The following is a 21,283-nucleotide window of genomic DNA, read 5'->3' on the forward strand; positions in this document are numbered from 1 at the left end:
CGGCGCGGTACGCCGACGCCGTCACATCTCATGCGCCCATGGGGCGATCATCCCACCACACCGACTGGAAGCCGAGGTTATCCGAGATGAGTCAGGACGAGCAGCCGTCCGGCGACTACGCCGCCACGCCCGCGCGTACTCCCATGGCCCCCATGGAAATCTTCGAGCGCTCCGAGGGACGCTCGATGCCGTGCCGCCACCACACCTGGGACCACAGCCCGGGCGGAGAGAGTTGCCCCTTCACCGACCCCATCTCGCTCGGACTGTGACACGCAGCGGACCCACACCACGCTGAACCTCACACCAAGGAGATTCCATCGTGAGCCAGGACGAACTCTTGGCGCGCTTGGAGACCGCCGTGGTCGACGCGTACTCCCTGTACCGCATCGCCCTGGGACACACCCCACGCGGATCCGTCCTGCGAGACGCGGCTCTGACCGGTGACATCCGCCTGGTCGTGCCCGCGTTCAGCTTCGGCGTCGCCTGCGCCATGCGTACCTGCTGGGACGAGGAGTGCGACGAACGGCACCCGCCTGGCGCGGGGGCGACGATCCGCCGGTTCCTCGGCGGCCCCGGCGTCGAGGCCGCCGAACCCACGCCGGAGGCGACGGTGGCGGCCGGGCAGTTGTACGCGGACTGCGCCCAGCACCGTGTCACGGGCGCCGAGGTCCTCGCCGCCTGCCACACGGTGGTGCTGGCCGGCGATCGCGGGACGCCCCTGGTCTCGGCGGCCCGGGCGTCGTACTGCTATATGCCGCTGGCCGACCGGCGACCGAGCCTCCGTATCGACTACGTCTGACACCGTCACCCGACCCGGTCCGACTCGCCACCACTGAACGGGAGAAGCAACCCCTCCATGTCGTATGTGATTGCGCAGCCCTGCGTCGACGTCAAGGACAAGGCCTGTCTCGAAGAGTGCCCCGTCGACTGCATCTACGAGGGCGAGCGCGCCCTCTACGTCCAGCCCGACGAATGCGTCGACTGCGGCGCCTGCGAGCCGGTGTGCCCCGTGGAGGCCATCTTCTACGAGGACGACGTCCCCGCGAAGTGGCAGGTCTACATCCAGGCCAACGCGGAGTTCTTCACCGAGCTCGGATCGCCCGGCGGCGCCTCGAAGCTGGGTCTGATCGAGCACGACCACGCCCTGGTCGCCGCGCAGCCCCAGCAGACCCTGGCCTGAGAGGGAATCGTGAGCATGACTGTCCCGTCCCCCTGGCTCAAGCGCATCGGGGGGCCTGCCCAGGCCGAGGGCGGCACGCCCGAGTTGGTGTGCTTCCCGCACTCCGGTGGCGCCGCGAGCTGGTACCGGCCCCTCGCCGCCGAGCTCGGCGACGACATCCTGACCGTCGCGGTGCAGTACCCGGGCCGACAGGAACGGCACGACGAGCCGGCCATCACCGATCTGCACGAGCTGGCCAACCGCACCGCCGAGGCGCTCGGCAACGCCGATGCCGGCGTGCCGCGGATCTTCTTCGGCCACAGTATGGGCGCCATCCTCGCCTACGAGGTCGCTCAGCGGCTCGGCGAGCGGGGTCCGGCGGCGCTGCTCGCCTCGGGCCGCCCCGCCCCCGACCGCGTCCGGCTGACCACTTCGTACCTCCTCGACGACGCGGCGCTGGCCGAGCAGATCTCCTGGCTCGGCGGCACCACGAAGGAACTGCTCGACGACCCCGAGATGCGCTCGCTCCTGCTGCCGGTGATCCGCAGCGACTACCGGGCGAGCGAGACCTACCGCCCTCGGCCGGGCTGTGGTCCGCTGGGCTGTTCCCTGATCGCGCTGGGAGGCGATGGGGACCCCGTCGCGCCGCTCGACGACGTCCGGGCCTGGTCTCGCCATACAACCGGCCCGTTCCGCCTGGAGCTTCTGCCGGGTGGCCACTTTTACCTCCTGGACCACTGGGCGGCCATCGCCGGCCTCGTACGGACCTGCGTTCGACCGCTGACGTCGGTGCCTGGAATCATGCCCGGATGAGCGACATGCCTCCCCCGAGTCAGCGCGTCGAGCCGTTCCGCCTGGACATCGCGGAAGCCGATCTGGACGACCTGCGCCGACGCCTGGACCACACCCGCTGGCCCGACGAACTGCCGGGCGCGGGCTGGGATTACGGGGTGCCACTCGCGCATCTCCAAGAGCTCGCCCGGTACTGGCGGCACGACTACGACTGGCGTGCCGCCGAGGCCCGGCTCAACGAGTGGCCGCAGTACACCACCCGGATCGACGGCGCCCGCGTCCACTTCGCGTACATCCGCTCTCCCGAACCCGATGCCACGCCCCTGTTGATGACCCACGGCTGGCCCGGCTCCCTGGTCGAATTCACCCACGTCGCCGGACCCCTCACAGATCCGGCGCGATACGGCGGGGATCCCGCCGACGCCTTCCACCTGGTGCTGCCGAGCATTCCGGGCTTCGGCCTGTCGGGTCCCACGAGCGAGCGCGGCTGGGAACCGCGCAGGGTGACCGCGGCCTTCGCCGAACTCATGCGCCGGCTCGGCCACGAGCGCTACGGGGTGCAGGGCGGGGACTGGGGCGCCGCGATCTCCCGCGAACTCGGCCGTACGCGCCCCGAGGTGATCGGCGTCCACCTGAACCTTCTGCCCAACGGCTACATGGCGCACGACCCCGGCGACCTCTCCGGACTCTCACCGCAGGAGGCCGAGAACACCCGCCGGTCCTGGGCCCGCTTCCAGGAGTGGGTACGCGACCGGCAGGGCTACGCGGACATCCAGTCCACCCGTCCGCAGACCCTGGCGTACGGCCTGACCGACTCGCCGGTCGGCCAACTCGCCTGGGTCGCGGAAAAGTTCCACGAGTGGGCCGAACACACTGTGAACCGTGACCTCCTGCTCACCAACGTCATGCTCTATTGGCTGACCGCCACCGCTGGCTCCTCCGCGCGCATCTACTACGAGCGCGCGCACGCGGACTACTGGGGCACCCCGCCCGAACCCTCCACGGCACCGACCGCCGTCGCCCACTTCCCCCACGACAACTTCGTCCTCCTCAAGCACATCGCGCAGGAGACGAACAACATCGTCCAGTGGACGGACCACGAACGCGGCGGCCATTTCCCCGCCCTGGAAGAGCCGGATCTGCTCGTCGACGACATCCGGAGGTTTTTCCGCATCCTGCGTCTCGGAGCGGATCATAACTGAGCGTCAGCTCCAATAACTGGGTACACCTCGCCGTGCGTGAATGGGGTGCTCTGGGCATATCGGTCCAGCGCACCCGATTCGCGGAAGGTGGGCGATGAGCAGTGCTGAGACGCGCATCAAGGCGTGAAGCGGGACCGCGACGGAGACCCGGTCAATGGCGAGCCCGTCGTCATCGATCTTCCTCCCATCTTCACGCCCGCCGAGATCAAGGAGTTGAAAGCCGCCGCCAAGCGCCCGGCGCGACGATCGCCCCAGAGGCGGATCCATACACTCTCCGGGCGCGTCGTGAGCCCCTGTGGCCAGCGACAGGACGTCGACCGCCCCTTCGCCTCGGTGTTCGCCGAGTTGATCGTCCGGGCGTGGATGCCGGCCCGGGCCGCGGCCTCGACCTGGTTGCGCATGAGGGCGAGCAGCGGGGAGCCGATCACGGTGGGGCCGTTGCCGCGTGCCCGGAGCAGGGAGGTAGCCACGAAGTGGACCGCGGACCTGCCCAGGCCTGCGTTGCTCGAGTGCTCCAAGCGGGCACGCGGGCTGTGACTGACGTGTCCTCGTCCAGAGTTGTCCACAGGCCCAAGCGGACTTTTGCATTCCGCGAGATCGTCGGCACATGACGAATCACAGCGAAACGGCCGGACCCTTCGAAAACGGGGACATCGCGTACGACGGATCCGACGCCGTGCACCAGGTCACCCTCCGCACCCCCGCCGAGCTCGCGGACGCCCTGCCCTATCTGCTCGGGTACCGGCCCGAGGACAGCGTCGTCCTGGTCGCGCTGAACGACCGGGGCGGGCGCGGCCGGTTCGGCGGCCGCGCCCGGGTCGGCATTCCGGCCAGCAGTGACGACTGGCCCTTCGCGGCCCGCCAGCTGGCCCACGGTTTGATCACGGGCAGCGAGCGCAGAGGCGCCAAGCCCGGGCAGATGGTGGCCTTCCTCTGCCAGGAGCCGGCGGCGGGCGAGTCGGGCCGGGACGTCGTACGGCGGCTGGAGCCGCTGGCCCAGAAGCTGCGTACGGAATGCGGTCACCTCGACGTTCCCGTGATCGAGGCACTGTGCATCTCCGGCGGGCGCTTCTGGTCGTACTGCTGCCCGACCGACGGATGCTGCCCCGACGACGGACTGCCCATGGGGCTGCCCGGAACCTCCGTGCTGGCCGCCGCGGCGGCGTACGCGGGCGTTCAGGTCAGGGGCAGCCTGAGGGAACTGCGGGCCAGGCTGCTGCCCTGGGAGACCGCCGCGGCCCTGGAACAGGAGATCGCCCTGGACACTGCGGGACTGTCCCTGGTGCCCAGGATTCTCGACGAGGCGGAGCGTGTGGCGGTGGCCGAGGAGACCCTGCGGCTCGCCGAGCGCGTCATGACCCGGTTCGCCGAGGCGCCCTTCGTGCCCGGTGCCGCCCGCGCGGACCTCCACGACGACCAACTGCTCGATCACGAGGAAGCGGCGTCGCTGATCCTGGGCCTCCAGGACCGTACGACACGGGACCGCGCGGCGGAGTGGATGGAGGGGGACGAGGCCGGCCCGGCGCTGCGGTTGTGGCGGTCGCTCGCCCGACGTTGTGTCGGTCCGTACGGAGAGCACGCGGCGGCTCCCCTGACCCTCGCGGGCTGGGTGGCCTGGTCGGCCGGGGACCAGTTGGAGGCCCGCGAGGCACTGGCCATGGCGCTGGGCGCGGACCCCGACTACCTCTTCGCCCGTCTGCTGCACCAGGCCTGCAACGAGGGCCTGGACCCTGAGTCGGTCCGGCGCTGCCTGCGGGCGGAGCGCCGGGGACGGGCGGGGTCGACAGCGGCGGACGCCGGCGCCGTCGCGGAAGTGGCCGGGGCGGCAGCGGCCGGGGTCGAGGCCCACCAGGGCGAACCGGCCGCCAGGGCCGACACGGTAACTGCGATCACCACGGTCACCGCGCCCTCTGGGGACGCCGAGGACACCATGGCCACCGGGGACGCTGTGGCCACCGCGGTCAGCGGGGATGCCGTGGGGCCGCAGGGGGCGAGCGGAACCGGGGGCGGCGCTGCCTCGGGGGCACCGGGCCCCGCGTCCGGCCGTGGTCGTCCGACGCGCGTGGAGGGACCCGTCCCGGCCGGGTCGCGCCCCGCGACCTCACGGACGGACCGAGCGTGCCCGGGTCCCGCCAGGTCGCCGGGCCGTCCGGGTACGCGCACTTCAGGACGGGGTGGTCCGCGTCGCCGAGGTGCCGGCAGGCCGGGTGCCGACCGGGGGAGCGGTGCCTCCGAGAAGCGCCCGTGAAGGAACGCGCAGAGGGTCGCGAGGTGGGGAGGACCGATGCGGATCAGCCATTGACGGGACCGGCGAAAGGAGTGTTTATCGTCAGGCAGACGACTATGATCGCGACATGCCCTACGACCCGTCAGCCTTTCCGCCTTTCGCCGTCACCGTTGACCTGGTCGTGCTGACCGTGCGCCGCCATTCCCTGTGCGCGCTGGCGGTGCGCAGGGGTGAGCCGCCGTTCCAGGGCCGGTGGGCGCTTCCTGGAGGGTTCGTACGGGAAGACGAGGATCTGGCGCAGGCGGCGGCGCGGGAGCTGGCCGAGGAGACCGGACTGCGCGTACACGACCCGTTCGCCCCGGTCCAGGACGACGGCGCGCACCTGGAGCAGCTCGCGACCTACGGCGACCCGAAGCGTGACCCGCGGATGAGGGTCGTCAGCGTCGCTCATCTCGCCCTGGCTCCGGATCTGCCGGCGCCCCGGGCGGGTGGCGATGCCGACCACGCCCGTTGGGCGCCCGTGGAGGAGTTGCTGCGCCAGGGCGGCTACGGCCGTGACGGAGAGCCGGTGGCGCCGCTGGCCTTCGATCACGCCCAGATCCTCGCGGACGGAGTGGAGCGGGCCCGCTCGAAGATCGAGTACTCGTCGCTGGCGACCGCGTTCTGTCCGCCGGAGTTCACCGTCGGTGAACTGCGCCGTGTCTACGAGGGGGTGTGGGGCGTGGCGCTGGATCCGCGCAACTTCCACCGCAAGGTGACGGGCACCCCCGGCTTCCTCGTGCCGACCGGAGGGACGACCACCCGCCAGGGCGGCCGGCCGGCCCAGCTCTTCCGGGCCGGGGGAGCCACGCTGCTCAACCCGCCGATGCTGCGCCCGGAGGTCTGACCCTCGTCCGCCCGTCGCCGTCGGGAGCCGGTGTGTTCGCCAAGCCGGACGCCGGGCACGGAGAACCGATCCAGTTGACCATGCGGGAGGAAGGAGGCGAGTAACGCCGAACGGTTGCCGAAAGCGAGGCGCGATACCCGGAAAAAGCGGACATGACGCGCTATCTTGCTGCGGTGATCCAGGCCTTCGGACTGACCAGCGACTCCCGTAAGGACCTTCCGCCCTCCGTCGACGACGTCTCCTTCGCAGCGCACGCGGGCCGTGTCACCGCGCTCCTCGGAACGGCGGGCTCGGGCAAGACGACGACGCTCAGACTCATGCTCGAGCTTCAACAGGGCTGCGGCATCACCTACTTCAAGGGTCGCCCCCTGCACCGCATCGCTCATCCCTCGCGTGAGGTCGGCGTTCTTCTGGGCGACGTTCCGGGACACCCCGCGCGCACGGTCCGTGGCCATCTGCGCATGCTGTGCGCCGCGGCGGGGCTTCCGGTACGGCGCGCCGAAGAAGTCCTCGAGGCCGTCGGGCTCGTCAGCTTCCGGGACGAGCGACTTGGCACTCTGTCCCGGGGGATGGACCGCCGGCTGGGGCTGGCCTGCGTCATGCTGGCCGACCCGCACACGCTGGTGCTCGACGCCCCCGCCGGCGGACTGTCCGTGCGGGAAGGCCGTTGGCTGCACGGTGTGCTGCGGGCCCATGCGAACCAGGGCGGTACGGTCCTGTTCACCACGGCGGACCCCAAGGAGGCGGCCCGCACCGCCGACCGCGTCGTGACGCTCGAACGCGGCAGACTCGTCGCCGATCAGGAGGCCGCGGACTTCGCCCGCCACCGGCTGCGTCCCCGCGTCAGCGTGCGCAGCCCGCACGCCGCGCGACTCGGTGCTCTCCTGACCAAGGAGGCCCGTACCGCCCGCCGCTCCGTCGAAGTCGTACGCGAGACCGGCAACCGTCTGTCCGTCTACGGCAGTACGTGTGCCGATGTCGGCGAGGCCGCGTTTCGCCACGGCATCCTCATCCATCAACTCGCCCACGAGATGGGGGACATGGGCGCAGGTGCCGGTTCAACGCCTTCGGTGGCGGACGCGGGGGCGCGGCTCGCGGACAGCGAAGAGGGTGGTGCGAAAGAGGGCGGCGCGCTCGCCTCTTCGCCCACAGACGGCGGTTCCGCCGACCAGCACTCGGAGGAGCCGCGCCCGGGGGAGCCGCCTGTCATCAGGCGCCCGAAGAGCGCGTCCGGCACGGTGCAAGGCCTCGGCTCTGCCCTGGAGCTGCGGGCGATGGTGGCTTCTCCCGCAGCTCACAAGGGAAGCCTGCTCCCGGCGGCCGGCTCCGGTGAAGGGAGGCCCGCCACTCGTACCACCGGCGGCGCGGATCTCACGACCGGTTCCGGGGGTCCGGGCGCCAACGCCGACCCTGGCGGCCCGGTTGCCCTCACCGGCGTCGGCGCCTCGGGGCCCACCATCGGCCACGGCGGTCCGGACCGCGCCCACGATTCCCAGGCGCCGGCAACGGCCACCGGCTCCGAGGGCAGCACCGTTGCCCACGCTTCTCTGCCCCTCGTCCCGACCAACGGTTCCGAAGCCGCCGGCACCACCGGCGGTTTCGAAGCCTGCGACTCGACCACCGCCCCGGAAGTCCGTGACTCGGCCATGGCCCCCGAAGTCCGTGACTCGGCCACGGCCCCCGAAGCCCGCGACTCGACCATCGCCCCCGAAGTCTGCGGCCCGACCACCGGTTCCGAGCCGAAGGCCGCCACCGCCACCACCCCTGACGTGGCCGGCGCCGCCCCCTGCGCCGCCGGCGTTTCCTCGCTCTCCGAAGAACCGTCTGCGTGTGCTGAAACCCCGGACGAAGCGGCCTCGGCGACCACGCGCCCCGACCAACCCCCGGCCACCCGGCGGACGACCGCGCACCCCGCCCCCGCACACCACCCCGCCCCCGTACCTCCAACGACCGACCACCCCGCACACCCCCACCCGTCCATCCCAACCCCCCGCCCCGCCGAGGCCTCCGGCATCGACGGTTCCTCCCCCTTGCCACCCCCCATCTCCGTCCGGCCCGGTGCCGGCCCCCTGCGGCCCCTGCGGTACGAGCTGCGCCGGGCCACCGGGGTCGGCACCGGCTTCTTCGTCAGTGCCGTCGTCCTCGTCTGTTCCGTCCTCACGGCTCTGGTCATGGGGCGGATGGGACATGCTCCGCAGCCTCGGCTGCTGGCGGCGTGGCCGCGGCAACTGCCTCTGCCGCCGGCGGCGCTCGGCGCCGGGTTGCTCGGGGCGTTCGCCTTCGGGGACGAGTTCCGTCACCCCGCGCTGGCGGCGGACCGTGGCACCGTCCCCCGTCGGCTGGGGCTGCTCGCCGCGAAGCTGACCGTGGCCACCGCGACCGCGCTGGTGCTTGCCTTCCTCACGGTCGGGTGCGACGCCGAGGTGCTCTACGCCATGTACGGGCAGGAACTCGCCCAGGTTCCCGGCGACTGGCTCTCGCTGAGCGCGAGTTGGCTGTGCCTCGTGGCGGGCTGCGCCTGGGCCGGGGTGCTGGCGGCGGGGGTGTTCCGGTCCACCACGGCAGGGCTCGCGGCCGTGCTCTCCGTACCGGTGCTCGTCGTGCCCCTGGTGGAGAAGGCGTTGGGAGGCAGGGAGTGGGACGCCGCCGGTCTTACCGCCCGGCTGCGTCGGGTCCACCTGCTCCAGTGGCCCTTCGGCGGTGACCGTTACGTGGCCGCCGCGGCGCGGCTGATCGCCCAACCCCTGGGCGGGGCTCTGGCGTTGACGCTCGGAGGGCTGCTGTGCGCGTACCTGCTGACGGTGCTGCGGAGCCGAACCCGATGACAGGGGTTCGCTCCCTTTCGGTCGGGCTCCGTAAGCAACTTCCCAGGGAGAGCCCATTTCTTTCCGATAAGGCGTCAATTGAGGCGAAGTGAGCGATCACCCTTTCGTGTGCTTTTCACCAAAGACCTCAAGGGAGTTGGAGACGACGCCGACAAAAGATCCGTGAGTACCCTTGCGCACACCATGATGACCGCCGCCCGCTCCACAGACTCCGGTCTCGTCGGCCCGGGCGAACTCGACCGTTACCCCTACGCCGAAACGCCCGTCCCCGACCGCATCGCGAGCCCCGCCTGGGAGGGCGCCGACCCGGAACTGGGGCGCGTGAGCCGGCGTGCCGCGGGCAGCCGCGGACGCGGACTGCACGGCCAACTCGTCCAGCAGCTGGGTCAGATGATCGTCTCCGGGGACCTGGGCGCCGACCGTCCACTGGTGCCCGAGGAGATCGGCCAGCGCTTCGAGGTCTCCCGCACCGTCGTCCGCGAGTCGCTCCGCGTGCTGGAGGCCAAGGGCCTGGTCAGCGCCCGCCCGAACGTCGGGACGCGGGTGCGCCCGGTCAGCGACTGGAATCTCCTGGACCCGGACATCATCGAGTGGCGGGCGTTCGGTCCGCAGCGCGACGACCAGCGCCGCGAGCTCAGCGAACTGCGCTGGACGATCGAGCCGCTCGCCGCGCGTCTCGCCGCCGGGCACGGCCGCGAGGACATCCACCAGCGCCTGTCCGACATGGTCGAGATCATGGGACACGCCCTGGGACAGGGCGACGCGCTCACCTTCTCCCGCGCGGATGCCGAGTTCCACTCGCTGCTCATCCAGATCGCGGGCAACCGGATGCTGGACCACCTCTCCGGGATCGTCTCGGCCGCCCTCCAGGTGTCCGGCGGGCCCGTCACGGGCTGCGACCGCCCGAACGAGGCCTCCGTCGCGCAGCACGCCCGCATCGTCGACGGGGTCGTGGCCGGCGACGGCACCGCGGCGGAAGGCGCCATGCGTCAATTGCTCACGGTGCACCCCGAGGTCGAACGGGTGGTTCCCGCGCCGCGCGAGCACTGAACCGCGCGAGCACCGGTCCCTGCGTGGGCGGCACGGCCCGGGCCCTGCCGTCCTCCGGCGGGCTTCCGCGAGAGGCGGGTCGCCGGGCCGGCCGTGGGTGTCACACCCGACACACACCGGCTGACTGCGGGCACGGCTCGCGCCGCAGGCCGGCTGACGGCGGGAAGCGCCCCGTCGCCCACCGGCCGACCGCAGGCACCGCCTCCGTCGCACACCGGCCGACCGCGCGCAGCACCGTCGCACCCCGGCCGATCGTGTGACCCGCTCCCGTCGCCGTACGGCCGACCGAGGGCGCCGACCCGCCGCAGACCGGCCGACCGGTACGCCGCGCCCGCCGCGAACCCGTGAATCCGCGGAGCCGTACGTGACCGGGGCGAGCCGCTTGTGGGTTCGTCACCGTGGCGGGTACTCGACTCCATCTGCCCATCTCTGACCCTTTTTACGCACTTACGGGGTGTGACTGGGGCCACGCAGATTGGGCGTAACACTCCTGGGTACAACGCGATGACCTAAGAGGTGACAGCCGAGGAGGGAATACGGACGCCGATGTACGGCGCTGTGCAACTTCCCGGCCCCCGCCCGCGCCGTCGGCCCAATCCCCAGGCCGGTGGTCGGCTCCTGTCCATGACGGACGGGGCCGGAAGCCGTTTTCCAACGTTCCGAGAGGTTGTTCGTGTCGGCCAGCACATCCCGTACGCTCCCGCCGGAGATCGCCGAGTCCGTCTCTGTCATGGCGCTCATTGAGCGGGGAAAGGCTGAGGGGCAGATCGCCGGCGACGATGTGCGTCGGGCCTTCGAAGCTGACCAGATTCCGGCCACTCAGTGGAAGAACGTACTGCGCAGCCTCAACCAGATCCTCGAGGAAGAGGGTGTGACGCTGATGGTCAGTGCCGCGGAGCCCAACAAGCGCACCCGCAAGAGCGTCGCAGCGAAGAGCCCGGCCAAGCGCACCGCCACCAAGACGGTCGCGGCGAAGACGGTGACCACCAGGAAGGCCACCGCCACCGCTGCCCCGGCGGCGCCCACCGTCGGCGCGTCCGTCGAGGAAGAGACCCCCGCCAAGAAGGCCGCTGCCAAGAAGACGACGGCCGCCAAGAAGGCGGTGGCCAAGAAGACGACGGCCGCCAAGAAGGCGGTTGCCAAGAAGACCACCGCCGCCAAGAAGGACGACGCCGAGCTTCTCGAGGAAGAGGTGCTCGAGGAGGCCAAGGGCGCCGAGGAGCCCGAGGGCACCGAGAGCGCCGGCTTCGTGCTGTCCGACGAGGACGAGGACGACGCGCCCGCCCAGCAGGTCGCCGCGGCCGGCGCCACCGCCGACCCGGTGAAGGACTACCTCAAGCAGATCGGCAAGGTTCCCCTGCTCAACGCCGAGCAGGAAGTGGAGCTGGCCAAGCGCATCGAGGCGGGCCTCTTCGCCGAGGACAAGCTGGCCAACTCCGACAAGCTCGCCCCCAAGCTCAAGCGCGAGCTGGAGATCATCGCCGAGGACGGCCGCCGCGCCAAGAACCACCTCCTGGAGGCCAACCTCCGTCTGGTGGTCTCCCTGGCCAAGCGCTACACCGGCCGCGGCATGCTCTTCCTGGACCTCATCCAGGAGGGCAACCTCGGTCTGATCCGCGCGGTGGAGAAGTTCGACTACACCAAGGGCTACAAGTTCTCCACGTACGCCACCTGGTGGATCCGTCAGGCGATCACCCGGGCGATGGCCGACCAGGCCCGCACCATCCGTATCCCGGTGCACATGGTCGAGGTCATCAACAAGCTCGCGCGCGTGCAGCGCCAGATGCTCCAGGACCTGGGCCGTGAGCCCACCCCGGAGGAGCTGGCCAAGGAGCTCGACATGACCCCGGAGAAGGTCATCGAGGTCCAGAAGTACGGCCGCGAGCCCATCTCGCTGCACACCCCGCTGGGCGAGGACGGCGACAGCGAGTTCGGTGACCTCATCGAGGACTCCGAGGCGGTCGTCCCGGCCGACGCGGTCAGCTTCACGCTGCTCCAGGAGCAGCTGCACTCGGTCCTGGACACCCTGTCCGAGCGCGAGGCCGGCGTCGTCTCCATGCGCTTCGGTCTCACCGACGGCCAGCCGAAGACCCTCGACGAGATCGGCAAGGTCTACGGCGTCACGCGTGAGCGGATCCGCCAGATCGAGTCCAAGACCATGTCGAAGCTGCGCCACCCGTCGCGCTCGCAGGTGCTGCGCGACTACCTCGACTAGTCCGGTACTTCGACTGGTCCGGTCGTATGACACCGAGGGCCCGGTTCCCCCAGGGGGCCGGGTCCTTGTGCTGCGCGTTGCGTCACTGTGCATGACTCTGGGTGTTCCGTGATCGTCCGAGAGTGAGGAGCACCCATGCGACGCCGTTCTGCCCGTGCCCTGATCGGGCCGCTGGTCCTGGCGGCCGCGGGAGCCGCGATACCGCTGTCAGCGGCCGCACCTGTAGCCGCTGACAGCGTTGTCATCGGCGGTTTCCCCGTCGACGTCTCGCAGAGTCCGTGGACCGTGGCGCTCTCCAGCCGTGACCGGTTCGGAGGCACCCGCGCGGGGCAGTTCTGCGGGGGCGTGGCCATCGGTCGTACCGAGGTGCTCACCGCGGCCCACTGTCTGGCCAAAGAGGCCGTGGGCGCGCCGCAGGCACCGGATCTGAAGGTGATCACGGGCCGTACGGATCTGCTCTCCGATCAGGGCAAGGAGGTCCCCGTGCGGTCCACCTGGGTCAATCCGCACTACGACCCCACCACCAATGCCGGTGACTTCGCCGTGCTCACTCTTGCCGAGCCCATGCCGGAGAACGCCGTCGTCCCCATGGCTGCCGCGGGTGACCCGGCGTACACGCCGGGTACGAGCGCCACGGTCTACGGGTGGGGGGACACCACGGGTACCGCCGCCTATGTCCACAGCCTGCATGGGGCGCCTGTGCACGTCCTGCGGGACGAGGAGTGCCGGCAGGCCTATCCGGGCGGCGGTGAGGGCACGTACCAGCCCGAGAGCATGCTCTGTGCGGGAGAGACCGCTGGGGGCCGGGACGCGTGCCAGGGGGACAGTGGGGGCCCGCTGGTCGCCCAGGGGCGCCTGATCGGGCTTGTGTCGTGGGGCAGCGGCTGCGGGCGCGCCGGGAGCCCCGGTGTCTACACGCGTGTCTCCGAGGTGGTCCGGGCGCTGGGCCGGGTCGGCAAGAAGGCGCAGCGCCCGCCGTCCGGCGAGTCCTGACCGGCGTCGCCGGTCACGAGGACGGGCGGTCGCTCCTGGGTGCCAGGGGCGACCGCCCGTTCGCCGGTCTGTGCCGAGCTCGCTCGTCGGGCGGGAGGGTCAGTGCTCTTCCTCGGAGGCGTTCGCCGGAACGGAGGTCAGGCGCTCGGTCTCGTCCTGTATCTCAGCGGCGATCTTCTTGAGTTCTGGCTCGAACTTGCGACCGTGGTGGGCGCAGAAGAGCAGTTCTCCGCCGCTCAGCAGGACGACGCGCAGGTATGCCTGGGCGCCGCAGCGGTCGCAGCGATCAGCGGCCGTCAGTGGGCTCGCGGGGGTCAGAACAGTAGTCACGTCGCCTCTTCTCTAGCTCGACGAGCTGTCGTACCAGGGTCAACATCCAACCAGCCCCAAACGTTCCCGATCGTGGCTTTTCCTCGAAAAATCTTCTTCGGGGCGGCAGGCTGCTGCCGGTTTGGCGGCGAATGTGCCGTATTGCGTTTCTATGTGTCGTACGGGTTCGCGCTCTCGGTCATGGTCGGTCCTCCCCGGCCGGGTTGCCGGTTGCTCATGAGGACGTGCCCGGAGCCTAAATGGTTCATGCCTCGAAGGGAACGTGATATGTGCTTCACTCGGATGAAGGATCGAACGTGTATGCGACCCTCTACTAGTCTGTGTTCCTGCCGAGGGTTGCGTTACAAGGGCTCTACCAGGCCTCGGTACCCTCTGAGCGGCTACCCAAGCCGCGCCCTTACCCAACAGGGCCACATCTGAAATTCAGCGAGGAGCGAACCGCGTGACCGCCGAGACGTCCGTGCCGTCCACAGCGCTGCTGGCAGGAGCAGACCGCGACGGTTCCAACTACACCGCTCGGCACCTGCTCGTCCTCGAGGGGCTCGAGGCCGTGCGCAAGCGCCCGGGCATGTACATCGGGTCCACCGACAGCCGCGGTCTGATGCACTGCCTGTGGGAGATCATCGACAACTCCGTCGACGAGGCCCTCGGCGGCTACTGCGACCACATCGACGTCGTGCTGCACGACGACGGCTCGGTGGAGGTGCGCGACAACGGCCGCGGCATCCCGGTCGACGTCGAGCCCAAGACGGGCCTGTCCGGCGTCGAGGTCGTGATGACCAAGCTGCACGCCGGCGGAAAGTTCGGCGGCGGCTCGTACGCCGCCTCCGGCGGTCTGCACGGCGTCGGCGCCTCCGTGGTCAACGCCCTGTCCGCCCGGCTGGACGTCGAGGTGGACCGGGGCGGCCACACCCACGCCATCAGCTTCCGGCGCGGTGTGCCCGGCGCGTTCACGACGAGCGGGCCCGAGGCCAAGTTCGAGCCCGGGAGCGGACTGCGCAAGGCCAGGAAGATCCCCAAGTCCCGCAGCGGTACCCGCGTGCGCTACTGGGCCGACCGCCAGATCTTCCTGAAGGACGCCAAGCTCTCCCTGGAGAACCTGCACCAGCGCGCCCGCCAGACGGCGTTCCTGGTGCCCGGGCTGACCATCGTCGTGCGTGACGAGTACGGCCTCGGCGAGGGCGGCAGCAAGGGCGAGGAGTCCTTCCGCTACGACGGCGGCATCAGCGAGTTCTGCGAGTACCTGGCGAGCGACAGGGCCGTCTGCGACGTGCTCCGCTTCACCGGGCACGGGACCTTCAAGGAGACGGTCCCGGTCCTCGACGACCACGGCCAGATGACGCCCACCGAGGTCACCCGCGAGCTCGGCGTGGACGTCGCCATGCGCTGGGGGACCGGCTACGACACCACCCTGCGGTCCTTCGTCAACATCATCGCCACCCCCAAGGGCGGCACGCACGTGGCCGGCTTCGAGCAGGCCGTCGCCAAGACCATGAACGAGGTGCTGCGCGCCAAGAAGATGCTGCGCGTCGCCGAGGACGACGTCGTCAAGGACGACGCCCTGGAGGGCCTCACCGCGGTCGTCACGGTCCGCCTGGCCGAGCCCCAGTTCGAGGGGCAGACCAAGGAGGTCCTCGGCACCTCGGCGGCCCGCCGCATCGTGAACAACGTCATCACCAAGGAGCTCAAGGAGTTCCTGACCTCCACCAAGCGCGACGCCGCGCAGCAGGCGCGCGTGGTGCTGGAGAAGGCCGTCGCCGCGGCCCGCACGCGCATCGCGGCCCGCCAGCACAAGGACGCGCAGCGTCGCAAGACGGCCCTGGAGTCGTCCTCGCTGCCCGCCAAGCTCGCCGACTGCCGGAGCGACGACGTCGACCGCAGCGAGCTGTTCATCGTCGAGGGCGACTCCGCGCTCGGCACGGCGAAGCTGGCCCGGAACTCCGAGTTCCAGGCGCTGCTGCCCATCCGCGGCAAGATCCTCAACGTGCAGAAGTCGTCCGTCACGGACATGCTGAAGAACGCCGAGTGCGGCGCGATCATCCAGGTCATAGGAGCCGGATCCGGCCGGACCTTCGACATCGACGCGGCCCGCTACGGCAAGATCATCATGATGACCGACGCCGATGTGGACGGCTCCCACATCCGGACCCTGCTCCTGACGCTGTTCCACCGCTACATGCGCCCCATGGTCGAGGCGGGCCGGGTGTTCGCCGCGGTGCCGCCGCTGCACCGCATCGAGCTGATCCAGCCGAAGAAGGGCCAGGACAAGTACGTCTACACCTACTCGGACCGCGAGCTGCGCGACAAGCTGCTCGAGTTCCAGAGCAAGGGCGTGCGGTACAAGGACTCGATCCAGCGCTACAAGGGCCTCGGTGAGATGGACGCCGACCAGCTCGCGGAGACCACCATGGACCCGCGCCACCGCACCCTGCGCCGGATCAACCTCTCCGACCTGGAGGCCGCCGAGCAGGTCTTCGACCTCCTGATGGGCAACGACGTGGCACCCCGCAAGGAGTTCATCGCGAGCTCCGCCGCGACCCTGGACCGCTCGCGCATCGACGCTTAGGGCGCGTCGGACGCGTAACGCACAGCCGGGACGCGTCACCTGATGGGGTGAAGACCGGAGGGAAGAGAAGTCAGGGAACTTCCGGTTCTGTCCATCCTTGGGCATGCAGTCAAGCAACGACCGCCTCCGCGCCGGCGGGGGCGGTCCCGGGAACGTGCCCGGGACCGACGAAGGCCCGGACCCGGAGTCCGGGGACATCAGATACCGCGACCCCTGGTACGACGCGCTGGCCTCCGGCTGGGGTGACGGCAACGGCACGGCGGCCCCCGCCGCACCGGTACCGGCGGCCCGCCGCGAGGACCGGACCGGACCGGGGGACGGCGCGGCGGCCGCCGCGTACCTCGAGGTGCAGCGCAGCCCTGCGTTCCAGGAGGTGCGCAGCCGCTACCGGAGGTTCGTGACGCCGGCGGTGGCCCTCTTCCTCGCCTGGTACGTGGGCTACGTCGTGACCGCGACGACCGCGCCGGGGTTCATGGCCCGGCCGGTGGCGGGCGTGGTGAACGTGGGGATGCTGGCGGGCCTCGGGCAGTTCCTCAGCACCTTCCTCCTCGCCTGGGCCTACGCCCGGCACGCCCGGCTGCGCAGGGACCGTGCGGCGCTCGAACTGCGCTGGGACACCCAGGAGCTGACCCGCGGTGTGGGCGGTGGTGCCTCGTGACCGGCAACCACCAGACCCTGGCGCTGGTGCTGTTCAGCGTGTTCGTGGCGGTCACCCTGGGGATCACCACCTGGGTGAGCCGCAACCGGCACGGATCGGCGGAGGAGTTCTACGCGGGCGGGAGGCTGTTCTCGCCGATGGAGAACGGTTTCGCCGTCGCGGGCGACTACGCGTCGGCCGCCTCCTTCCTGGGCGTCCCCGGTCTGATCGCCCTGTTCGGCTACGACGGTGTGCTGTACGTGGTGGGCTTCTTCGTGGCCTGGCTGGTCGTGCTCTTCCTCGTTGCCGAACTGGTCCGCAACTGCGGGCGCTTCACGCTCGCCGACGTGGTCGCGGCGCGGATGAGTGCGCGGCCGGCGCGGATCGCGGCGGGAACCTCCTCGGTCACCGTGTCCGTTCTGTATCTGGTGGCGCAGATGGTGGGCGCGGGCAGCCTGGTGGCGCTGCTCCTGGGCCGGACCGGCGCGGGGGTGCAGGCCTGGACCGTCATCGGCGTCGGCGCGCTGATGGTGATCTACGTGTCGTTGGGAGGGATGCGGGCCACCACCTGGATCCAGATCGTCAAGGCGGTCCTGATGCTGGGCGGCACCGTCGTGCTGACCGTGCTCGTCCTGGTCAGGTTCCACGGCGACATCGACCGGCTGCTGCTCACCGCGGCCGAGCGCAGCGGTCACGGGGGCGCCTTCCTGGTGCCCGGACTGAAGTACGGCGGGGACCTGACCTCGCGCCTGGACTTCATCAGTCTCGGACTGGCGCTGGTGCTCGGCACGGCGGGGCTGCCGCACATCCTGTCCCGCTTCTACACCGTGCCGACCGCGCGGGCCGCCCGGCGCTCGGTGATCTGGTCCATCGGGCTGATCGGCGGCTTCTACCTGATGGCGATCGTCCTCGGCTTCGGCGCGGCCGCGATCGTCGGTCCCGACGCCCTGCGCGGGTCCAACGCGGCCGGGAACACGGCGGTCCCGCTGCTGGCCCTCGACCTCGGCGGTGGCGCCGACTCCACGGCGGGGACGGTGCTGTTCGCGGTGGTGGCCGCGGTCGCTTTCGCCACGATCCTCGCGGTGGTCGCCGGGATCACCCTCGCCTCCTCCGCGTCGGTGGCCCACGACCTGTACGCGTCGCTGCGGCGCCGCGGTGCCAGGCAGCGCAGCGAGGTGGCCGTGGCGCGCGTCGCCGCGGTCGGCATCGGCCTGGTCGCGATCGCCCTCGGCCTGCTCGCCCGCAACCTCAACGTGGCCTTCCTGGTGGGTCTCGCGTTCGCCGTCGCCGCCTCGGCGAACCTGCCGGTGCTGCTGTACTCCCTGTTCTGGCGCGGCTTCACGACCCGCGGCGCGGTGTGGGCCGTGTACGGCGGTCTGATTCCCGCGCTCGGGCTCGTCGTGCTCTCCCCGGTGGTCTCCGGCAGTCCCGACGCGTTGTTCCCGGGCGTCGACTTCCAGCTCTTCCCGCTGGAGAACCCCGGCATCGTCTCCGTCCCGCTGGGATTCCTCGCCGGCTGGCTGGGCACCGTCACCTCCCCCGAGGCCCCGGACGAGGCCAGGTACGCCGAGACGGAGGTGCGGTCGCTGACGGGGGCGGGGGCCGTGTAGAGACACCGGGGCCCGTAAACCCCGTACGTGCCGGCTAGGGTCTTTCGTTTGGATCAGGCCGGATCAGGGAGCGGGGTCTGGTGCCGTGGATCGCAAGGCGGAGGAGGGCGGCAGGGCGGAGCCCTGCCAACCGACGACAACGCGGCTGGGCGTGCCCCCTGCTCGAAGAGCTTGGGGGAGCGGTGCCAGGGCCCGCGAGCCCGGCATGATCCAAACGAGAGGCCCTAGGGCGCCACCCACGCGTAGCGGTGCTCCGGCCGTCCCGTGTCGCCGTACTTCAGGGACAGGCGCAGGCGTCCTGCCTGTTCCAGGTGGCGCAGGTAGCGCTGGGCGGTGGAGCGGCTCAGGCCGGTGCGGGCGGCCACCTCGTGGGCGGACAGGGGCTGGTCGGCGTGGTGCAGGACACCGCAGATGAGGTCCGTCGTCGGTTCCGACTGGCCGCTGGGCAGCCCCGGGGACGTGGGAGCGGGCGTGGTGCGCAGGGCGCCGAAGATCCGGTCCACCTGCTCCTGCCCGGTGACGCCGCGCCCGACCCGGTCGACGGTGCGGCGCAGGGCGGCGTAGGACTCCAGGCGGGTGCGCAGCGCGGCGAAGGTGAACGGTTTGACCAGGTAGTGCAGCGCGCCCAGGCGCATGGCCTGCTGGACGGTCGCCACGTCGCCGGCCGCCGTGATCATGATGACGTCGGTGCCGATGCCCTGTTCCCGCATGCGGTTGACGAGTTCCAGACCCGTGCGGTCGGGCAGGTAGTGGTCGAGCAGGACCAGGTCGATGCCGTCGCGCTCCACGGTGGACAGGGCCTGCGCGGCACTGTGCGCGCGGGCGGCCACCCGGAAACCTGGAACCTTTCCCACGTACTTGGCGTTTATTTCGGCGACACGGAAGTCGTCGTCGACCACCAGGACGTCAATCATCGGGCCTCTTTCCCTCAAGGCCAGGCGGGCGTTGAGCTGTTGTCGGGCTCCGTTGTTGTAGCGCGAGCAAAACGAGCACAACAGGTCCTTGCGAGCAAAAGAACGGCTTGCGCTCAGAAGACTGATGCTGTGGCCGGGGACACATCTACCGTCCCGGGCCATGAGCGCAGACACCAGCCCCGTCATCGAACTACGGGGCGCGAGCAAAACGTTCAGGACCCCGTCAGGGGGCCTGCACACGGCCGTCAGGGACCTCGACCTCACCGTGCGGCGCGGCGAGTTCGTGGCCGTGGTCGGCCCCACCGGCTGCGGTAAGTCGACCACTCTCACCCTCGTCAGCGGGCTGGAGGAGCCCACCGAGGGCGATGTGCTGGTGGCCGGCGAGCCGGTGCAGGGCGTCGGCGGGAAGGTCGGCTTCGTCTTCCAGCAGGACGCCACCTTCCCCTGGCGCTCTGTGCTGTCCAACGTGATGGCCGGGCCGCGATTCCGCGGCATGCCGAAGGCCGAGGCGAAGGAGAAGGCCCGCGCCTGGCTGGCCAGGGTCGGACTCGCCGCCTTCGAGGACCGTTACCCGCACCAGCTCTCCGGCGGCCAGCGCAAGCGCGTCGCCCTCGCCGCCACCTTCGTCAACGACCCCGAGATCCTGCTGATGGACGAGCCGTTCTCGGCGCTCGACGTGCAGACGCGGGCGCTGATGTCGGACGAGCTCCTCGAACTGTGGGAGGGCACGGGCGCCTCGGTCGTCTTCGTCACCCACGACCTGGAGGAGGCCATCGCCCTGGCCGACAAGGTCGTCGTCATGACCGCCGGCCCCGCGACCGTGAAGCAGGTCTTCGACATCGGCCTGCCGAGGCCGCGCAAGGTCGAGCAGGTGCGCCTCCAGCCGGAGTTCATCGACATCTACCGCGAGATCTGGGAGTCGCTCGGCGAAGAGGTCCGCATCACCCGTGAAAGAGGTGCCGCCCATGTCGCCTGAGGTTCTCAGCACTCCGGTCGTCGACACGGCCAAGACGACCGACCGCGCCCACTCCCGGGCCCGCGCCGCCCGCAAGCGCAGGACGATGGTCCTCTCCGGCCGCATCCTGCTCCTGGTGGCCGTGCTCGGCCTGTGGGAGGCGCTCTCCCGGGCCAAGGCCATCGACCCGTTCAACTTCTCCATGCCCTCCCAGATCTGGGACCAGATCTGGACCTGGATCACGCACGGCACCGCGCAGGGCTCACTGGGTGAGCAGATCTGGTACACGCTCTACGAGGCCCTGGTCGGCTGGGTGTTCGGCGTGGTGGTCGGTGTGGTCCTCGGTATCGCGCTCGGCCGCATCACCTTCCTCGCCGATGTCCTCGGCCCCTACATCAAGGTGCTCAACTCCCTCCCGAGGATCGTCCTGGCCCCGATCTTCGTGATCTGGTTCGGGCTCGGACCGCTCTCCAAGATCGCCTCGGCCGTGGTCCTCGTGTTCTTCCCGGTGTTCTTCAACGCCTTCCAGGGCGCCCGGGAGGTCGACCGCAACCTGGTGGCCAACGCGCGGATCCTCGGCGCGAGCGACCGCAGGGTCACCTTCCAGGTGGTCATCCCGTCCGCGACCACGTGGATCTTCACCAGCCTGCACGTCAGCTTCGGCTTCGCTCTCATCGGCGCCATCGTCGGCGAGTACATCGGCGCCACCAAGGGCATCGGCCTGCTCGTCGCGACGTCCCAGGGCACCTTCAACGCGGCCGGTGTGTACGCCGCGATGGTCATCCTCGCCGCGGTCGCGCTCGTCGCCGAGGGACTGCTTACCTTCGCCGAGCGCCGCATCTTCCGCTGGAAGCCGGCGGGCTCCGGGGACTGACGTCCGCCGCCGCACCGGCTTCCCTCCCACCCCCCCCGCACCTCGCTT

General features: G+C 70.6%; 19 protein-coding genes. 17 read left to right on the plus strand and 2 right to left on the minus strand.

All coding sequences use genetic code 11. From position 1 onward, the window contains the following. The first annotated feature begins 86 nt into the window (after positions 1 to 86). The 12 genes from OIE49_RS26505 to OIE49_RS26560 all read left to right on the plus strand — a co-directional run bounded on the left by OIE49_RS26505 (position 87) and on the right by OIE49_RS26560 (position 13,349). Positions 87 to 269: a hypothetical protein gene (locus OIE49_RS26505; RefSeq protein WP_326804444.1), complete on the plus strand. Its 183-nt coding sequence runs from the start codon at positions 87 to 89 to the stop codon at positions 267 to 269. Between the two features lie 50 nt (positions 270 to 319). Continuing rightward, the gene (locus OIE49_RS26510; protein ID WP_326804445.1) at positions 320 to 799 is read left to right on the plus strand and encodes a hypothetical protein; all 480 of its coding nucleotides are present in this window, start codon (positions 320 to 322) and stop codon (positions 797 to 799) included. A 57-nt stretch (positions 800 to 856) separates the two neighbouring features. Beyond that, the gene (gene fdxA, locus OIE49_RS26515; RefSeq protein WP_326804446.1) at positions 857 to 1,180 is read left to right on the plus strand and encodes a ferredoxin; all 324 of its coding nucleotides are present in this window, start codon (positions 857 to 859) and stop codon (positions 1,178 to 1,180) included. A 15-nt stretch (positions 1,181 to 1,195) separates the two neighbouring features. Then, the gene (locus OIE49_RS26520; RefSeq protein WP_326804447.1) at positions 1,196 to 1,972 is read left to right on the plus strand and encodes a thioesterase II family protein; all 777 of its coding nucleotides are present in this window, start codon (positions 1,196 to 1,198) and stop codon (positions 1,970 to 1,972) included. Next, positions 1,969 to 3,153 (plus strand): epoxide hydrolase family protein, encoded by a 1,185-nt coding sequence (locus tag OIE49_RS26525; protein ID WP_401739863.1) that lies wholly within the window; start codon positions 1,969 to 1,971, stop codon positions 3,151 to 3,153. Before OIE49_RS26520 ends, OIE49_RS26525 begins: the two co-directional genes overlap by 4 nt. Positions 3,154 to 3,276: 123 nt before the next feature. Beyond that, a complete protein-coding gene (locus OIE49_RS26530; RefSeq protein WP_326806445.1) occupies positions 3,277 to 3,690 on the plus strand; it encodes a hypothetical protein in 414 nt (137 codons plus the stop codon). Positions 3,691 to 3,760: 70 nt separating this feature from the next. Beyond that, positions 3,761 to 5,401, plus strand: a complete 1,641-nt coding sequence (locus tag OIE49_RS26535; RefSeq protein WP_326804448.1) for a DUF4192 domain-containing protein — start codon at positions 3,761 to 3,763, stop codon at positions 5,399 to 5,401. A 106-nt stretch (positions 5,402 to 5,507) separates the two neighbouring features. Then, entirely contained in the window at positions 5,508 to 6,266 is a 759-nt protein-coding gene (locus OIE49_RS26540) for an NUDIX hydrolase (RefSeq protein WP_100570686.1), read from the plus strand. Positions 6,267 to 6,439: 173 nt separating this feature from the next. Further along, complete coding sequence (locus tag OIE49_RS26545) at positions 6,440 to 9,091, plus strand: ATP-binding cassette domain-containing protein (RefSeq protein WP_326806334.1); 2,652 nt, start codon at positions 6,440 to 6,442, stop codon at positions 9,089 to 9,091. Between the two features lie 162 nt (positions 9,092 to 9,253). Beyond that, complete coding sequence (locus tag OIE49_RS26550) at positions 9,254 to 10,141, plus strand: FadR/GntR family transcriptional regulator (RefSeq protein WP_326804449.1); 888 nt, start codon at positions 9,254 to 9,256, stop codon at positions 10,139 to 10,141. Between the two features lie 673 nt (positions 10,142 to 10,814). Continuing rightward, entirely contained in the window at positions 10,815 to 12,356 is a 1,542-nt protein-coding gene (locus tag OIE49_RS26555; RefSeq protein WP_326804450.1) for an RNA polymerase sigma factor, read from the plus strand. Between the two features lie 135 nt (positions 12,357 to 12,491). Continuing rightward, on the plus strand, positions 12,492 to 13,349 hold the full coding sequence (locus OIE49_RS26560) for a S1 family peptidase (RefSeq protein WP_326804451.1): 858 nt from the start codon (positions 12,492 to 12,494) through the stop codon (positions 13,347 to 13,349). A gap of 99 nt (positions 13,350 to 13,448) precedes the next feature. Here OIE49_RS26560 and OIE49_RS26565 read toward each other — a convergent pair whose 3' ends face one another. After that, entirely contained in the window at positions 13,449 to 13,679 is a 231-nt protein-coding gene (locus OIE49_RS26565; RefSeq protein ID WP_326804452.1) for a DUF7455 domain-containing protein, read from the minus strand. 442 nt (positions 13,680 to 14,121) lie between these two features. Between OIE49_RS26565 and OIE49_RS26570 the strand changes: the two genes are divergently transcribed. The 3 genes from OIE49_RS26570 (at position 14,122) to OIE49_RS26580 (ending at position 18,492) form a co-directional block, all read left to right on the plus strand. Beyond that, the gene (locus tag OIE49_RS26570) at positions 14,122 to 16,245 is read left to right on the plus strand and encodes a DNA gyrase/topoisomerase IV subunit B (protein WP_326804453.1); all 2,124 of its coding nucleotides are present in this window, start codon (positions 14,122 to 14,124) and stop codon (positions 16,243 to 16,245) included. 103 nt (positions 16,246 to 16,348) lie between these two features. Continuing rightward, positions 16,349 to 16,903, plus strand: a complete 555-nt coding sequence (locus OIE49_RS26575) for a DUF485 domain-containing protein (protein ID WP_326804454.1) — start codon at positions 16,349 to 16,351, stop codon at positions 16,901 to 16,903. Next, positions 16,900 to 18,492 carry a solute symporter family protein gene (locus OIE49_RS26580; protein WP_326804455.1) on the plus strand — a complete coding sequence of 531 codons (1,593 nt, stop codon included), beginning with the start codon at positions 16,900 to 16,902 and terminating at the stop codon, positions 18,490 to 18,492. Before OIE49_RS26575 ends, OIE49_RS26580 begins: the two co-directional genes overlap by 4 nt. Before the next feature lie 224 nt (positions 18,493 to 18,716). On the opposite strand, the gene OIE49_RS26585 is transcribed toward OIE49_RS26580, so the two are convergent. Next, complete coding sequence (locus tag OIE49_RS26585) at positions 18,717 to 19,406, minus strand: response regulator (RefSeq protein WP_326804456.1); 690 nt, start codon at positions 19,404 to 19,406, stop codon at positions 18,717 to 18,719. A 160-nt stretch (positions 19,407 to 19,566) separates the two neighbouring features. Between OIE49_RS26585 and OIE49_RS26590 the strand changes: the two genes are divergently transcribed. Together OIE49_RS26590 and OIE49_RS26595 are read left to right on the plus strand one after the other, a co-directional pair. Beyond that, complete coding sequence (locus OIE49_RS26590) at positions 19,567 to 20,382, plus strand: ABC transporter ATP-binding protein (protein ID WP_100570677.1); 816 nt, start codon at positions 19,567 to 19,569, stop codon at positions 20,380 to 20,382. Then, positions 20,372 to 21,235 (plus strand): ABC transporter permease, encoded by an 864-nt coding sequence (locus tag OIE49_RS26595; RefSeq protein ID WP_326804457.1) that lies wholly within the window; start codon positions 20,372 to 20,374, stop codon positions 21,233 to 21,235. Before OIE49_RS26590 ends, OIE49_RS26595 begins: the two co-directional genes overlap by 11 nt. Positions 21,236 to 21,283 lie beyond the last annotated feature (48 nt).

This window comes from Streptomyces sp. NBC_01788 (assembly GCF_035917575.1).
In the GTDB taxonomy this organism is placed as follows: domain Bacteria; phylum Actinomycetota; class Actinomycetes; order Streptomycetales; family Streptomycetaceae; genus Streptomyces.